Source organism: Anaerotignum sp., assembly GCF_017483025.1.
Taxonomy (GTDB): Bacteria; Bacillota; Clostridia; order Lachnospirales; family Anaerotignaceae; genus Anaerotignum_A.
The window spans coordinates 1-4711 of sequence record NZ_JAFUMA010000006.1 but is presented as its reverse complement, the minus strand read 5'-3'; the positions used below and the strand labels follow the sequence as shown (position 1 = coordinate 4711).

2 protein-coding genes are annotated in these 4711 nt (G+C 46.0%); both read left to right on the top strand.

The genetic code is table 11. The features are described 5' to 3' along the window. Positions 1–658, top strand: a 658-nt coding sequence (locus IJ369_RS00230; RefSeq protein ID WP_290714563.1) for a leucine-rich repeat protein, incomplete at its 5' end; no start/stop codon positions are given. A gap of 9 nt (positions 659–667) precedes the next feature. Continuing rightward, positions 668–4711 (top strand): leucine-rich repeat domain-containing protein (locus IJ369_RS00225; RefSeq protein ID WP_290714560.1); only part of this gene is annotated, 4044 nt, incomplete at its 3' end.

Here is a 4711-nt window from a genome sequence, read left to right as displayed (position 1 = left end):
TACTGCCGTATGGTATACAGATCATGTAGCCAATATCAAAACCATCGTCATTGAAGGCGGCATTACTTCTATCGGAGATTATGCTTTCTCCTGTGATGGCGGCACAAAAGGTGAATATGTGAATCTGACAACACTGATTATGGCAGATTCTGTTACTTCTATTGGTTCCGAGGCTTTCGAAGACTGTACTGCCCTGCAGAATATCACATGGTCTGAAAATCTGAAAGTCATTGGTTCTTATGCATTTGAATATGCCGCCATGACAGACGTTGTTCTGCCCGACAGCGTAACTACACTTTATGCTGGAGCTTTTCGCTGCTGTCCCAACCTGAAATCCATCACATTTTCTACAAACTTGACTTATATCGGTACTGGAATGTTTTATGGATGTACCGCTTTCAGCGATGTGTACTACGGCGGCTCTCCTTCCAGCTGGGAGGCAATCGATATTGGTATCAGCAATGATGACCTGACCAATGCCACCATCCACTATGCGGAAGCAGATGAATCTGCTGAACTTTCCCTGAAGGTGTCCCCTATTAATATTCCTGCAGGAGGTAGTGCCTCCTTCGCAGAATTCGGTCTGATGAACACAGCAGAATTCACCGCAGGTGACAAACTGACACTGACGTTGAGCGACGGCTTCTCCTTCCCGTAAAAGCAAACCATGATCGACGGTGACGCTGTCATTTCCTATGAATGGCTCAGTGATACAAAACTGGTGGTTACAGCCCCCGAAGATCCCGGCAATGGCTTTGATTTGATCGGTATAACTATCTATGCTGATGCCGACCTAGAAGAAGGCACAAAGGCAATCCTGACCCTGTCTATGGATGGATATACATCTGTCAGCCAGACAGTCGGCCAAGTATCCTCAGAAACAACAACATACAAATTATCTTTTGAAGTAGAAGAACCCCGTCAGGTTCTTGCAGGAAACACAACGGATTTCGACTCTTTATGGATTGAAAGAACAGTTCCTTTTACTGCAGGAGAAGAAATCACACTGACTTTGAATGATGGCTTCTACTTTGTAAATAGTCCTCTCTATGATGAAGTAGATGACAACGAAGTCACCATCACTGTTCAAAGCTTCTCCAATCAGGAAATGGTGATCCTCGCCCCTGCCAACACGGAATATGAAATCCTTTTAGGCGGCCTCATCATTGGCGCAGATTCCAGCGTCTCTGTTGGTGATAACGCAATACTGAAAGCTTCTGCAGAAAACTGTAGCATTGCCAAAGATACCATTGCTACAGTTGTCAGCGTGATCGTTGATAAAGTATGGCTGGATTACGAAAAAATCGAGATCCCTGCAGGAGATCAGGCTTCCTTCGAAGATATGTGTATCATGAAATATTTCGAATTTGAAGCAGGCGAAACAGTCACTCTGACACTGAATGACGGCTTCACTTTCCCCGCAGGACAAACCCTGATGGACGGCGAAGACACGATCATCGCCTATACCCTGAACACCGACGGAACGCAGATGATCATTACCGCCCCTGAAGATCCCGGCAACGGCTTTGATCTGACAGGCCTTACCATCGCCGCTGATGCTTCTGCAGAAGACGGCGATAAAGTGAACATCACCGTCACCGCAGATGGCTGCGATTCCTATACAACAGTGGTTGCTACCGTTGCAGGTGCAGCTGAACTGGATCTGACGGTAGAAGAACCCCAACAGATCCTTCCCGGCGCTACTGCAGTTTTTGATTCCATGCTGGTAGAAAGCAATATTCCTTTCACTGCAGGAGAAGAAGTAACTCTGACACTGGAAGATGGTTTCTCCTTTGTAGATGGTATGTCCATCTATGATGTAGGCAATCTCATCACCATCCAGAGTCTGGAAGATAATACACTGGTAATCCTTGCACCTTCTGACATTGACGGCGCGTTCGGTCTCGATGGTCTGACCATCGCCGCCGATACAGAAGCAGAAGTGGATACAAAAGTACACATGACCGTATCCATGGATGGATACACTTCCACTACAGCTACCATTGCTACCGTTGTCAGCGAAATCGTTGATCAGGTATGGCTGGATTTTGAAGAAATCGACCTGACAGCCGGCGAAGCGACTGCTTTCGAAGAAATGTGTATCATGAAATACTTCGAATTTGAAGCCGGCGAAAAAGTCATCCTGACACTGAATGAAGGCTTCACCTTCCCCGCAGGGCAGACATTTACAGATGAAAACGGCACAGTCATTGCCTATGAACTGCTGAGCGACACCCAGATGGTCATCACTGCTCCCGAAGACCCCGGCAACGGGTTCGATCTGATCGGTCTGACCATTGCAGCAGAAGTTGGTCTGGAAAGACGCACAGAAGCCATCCTGACTGTCAATGCAGATGACTGTTCAGAAACACAGGAAACTGTTGGTATGGTCACAGTGGAAGCAGAAGACAGACTTTATCTGAATGTGGAACCTGTTGAAATCACAGCAGGCGGACAGGCTTCTTTTGAAGTTCTTGGTGTAGACAAAGGTACTGAATTTACCGTAGGTGACAAAGTAACGCTGACACTCAGCGAAGGCTTCTTCTTCATCGAGAATGATGATTTCCACGACCACGACAGAACCCCTATCCAGACAGACAGCTGGAGTAAAAATGAGATCGTTGTTCTGGCTCCTAAAGATCCCGGTTTTGGCTTCGATCTGGAAGAACTGACCATCATTGCAGATGCTTCCCTGACAGAAGGCACAAAAGCAACGATGACTGCCAGCATGGATGGCTATCATCCTGTTACCAAAAAGGTCGCAACTGTGGTTGCAAACGAAACAGCTTCTAATCCCAGCGGCACCTGCGGTGAAAACCTGACATGGGAATTCGATACTGCAACTGGCACCCTGACTATCAAAGGTACAGGGGATATGGATGCAGATTTTTCCACCTATGTCCCTTGGTCTGATTATACCGAAGAAATCACTTCTGTTGTGATCGAAGATGGCGTGACCCGCATCGGGAGCTTTGCATTTCTGGATTGCAATAACTTAAAAGAAGTTACTATCTCCGATAGTGTAACATCCATAGGCAAAGGTGCTTTTATGAGTTGTAATGCTTTGGAAGACATCACACTGCCTGATGGACTCACATCCATTGGCGACCAAATTTTTCAGGGCTGTGAAGTACTGACAGAAATTACCATTCCTGATGGCATGACCAGCATTGGAATTTATGCATTTTGTGACTGTTATGCTATGACAAAGATTACCATTCCTGACGATGTGACCAGCATTGGTGAAGGCGCTTTTGGCTGCTGCTATGCACTGACAGAAATCACCATTCCCATCAGTGTGACAACCATCGGTGATGCGGCATTTTGGGAATGCAATGCCCTGGAAGATGTTTACTACGGTGGTACAGAAACAGAATGGAATGCCATCACAATTGGTACAAACAACGAGTGTCTGACTAATGCTACCATCCACTATGTGATTCCTACCAGCGGTCAATGCGGCGAAAACCTGACATGGGAATTCGATAATACAACAGGTACCCTGACCATCAGTGGTACAGGACCAATGTATACCTATGATGAAGATGATGAATATGAGGATTACTCCCCTTGGCTGGCTTACAAAGACAGCATCACTTCCATTGTCTTCCCCGACGGCATTACTGAAATCGGCTACTGCGCTTTTTACAACCACGATGGCCTTACAAGCGTAACTATCCCAGATAGCGTAACATCCATCGAAGATTATGCATTTGCAAGCTGCAATAACCTGGTAACGGTTGACCTTGGTGATGGCTGCAGTCTGTGCGAAGGTGCTTTTAACGGCAGTCCTGTTACAGAACTGGAACTGGGAGCAAGCAGTTATTTTGGTACACAGGCATTCACAAGTGGTTTGACCTCTATCACAATTGAAGCTGATAGCCCCTCTTTTGCAGATGGCGCATTCTGGAACTGTTCCAGCCTGAAAGAAGTACACTTCAAAGGTTCTGCTCCTTCTTCTGTTACAGATAAAGGTATCATGCTTTCAAATACCCTTTCCAGTTTCAGAGATGATGTAACATGGTATTATGACTGCAGCAAAGATGGATGGCTTACAAGCGACAGATATGACGCAGAAAATAAAACATGGGCAGGTTATACACTGGTTTCTGAAAAGCACGCCTATGAAGATACAATCATTCCCCCTACTTCTACAGAACAGGGCTACACCATTCATGAATGTCCCTGCGGCGAAAGTTATACGGATACATACACAAAACTGACTATCCCTGCGGAATATTATGAAACTTTCAAATATGTTTATGCACAGAAAGATCAGTTCGGTTATATTTCTGCAGACATTTTCCTGAATGACAGTTTTGCAGAAGCATATCCCGACCTGAAACCTGTGTTTACAACGATTGCCAACGATACCCACGGCGCATTTACTGACAGCCGTGTAACAAACACTATGCAGAGCATTTATCTGATGCCTGACGGCGATCTGTTCTATTACACAAAGCCCTCCCCCGCCTCCACAGAAGTGTTCGACCTGACTATCTCCTTTGGTAATGGCTATGAACCAATTTCTGTAGAACTGCGATTCAATATCGTAAATATCATCCCCGTCAATATCAACGGTCTGACAGGCGTTGCCGAATACGAATACGACGGCACAGCAAAAACAGGCTACACTGGCACTCCCGTTGTCACCAGACCTGACACAAGAGATGAGCTGATCTATACTGCAGAAGACCTGACATACACCTAC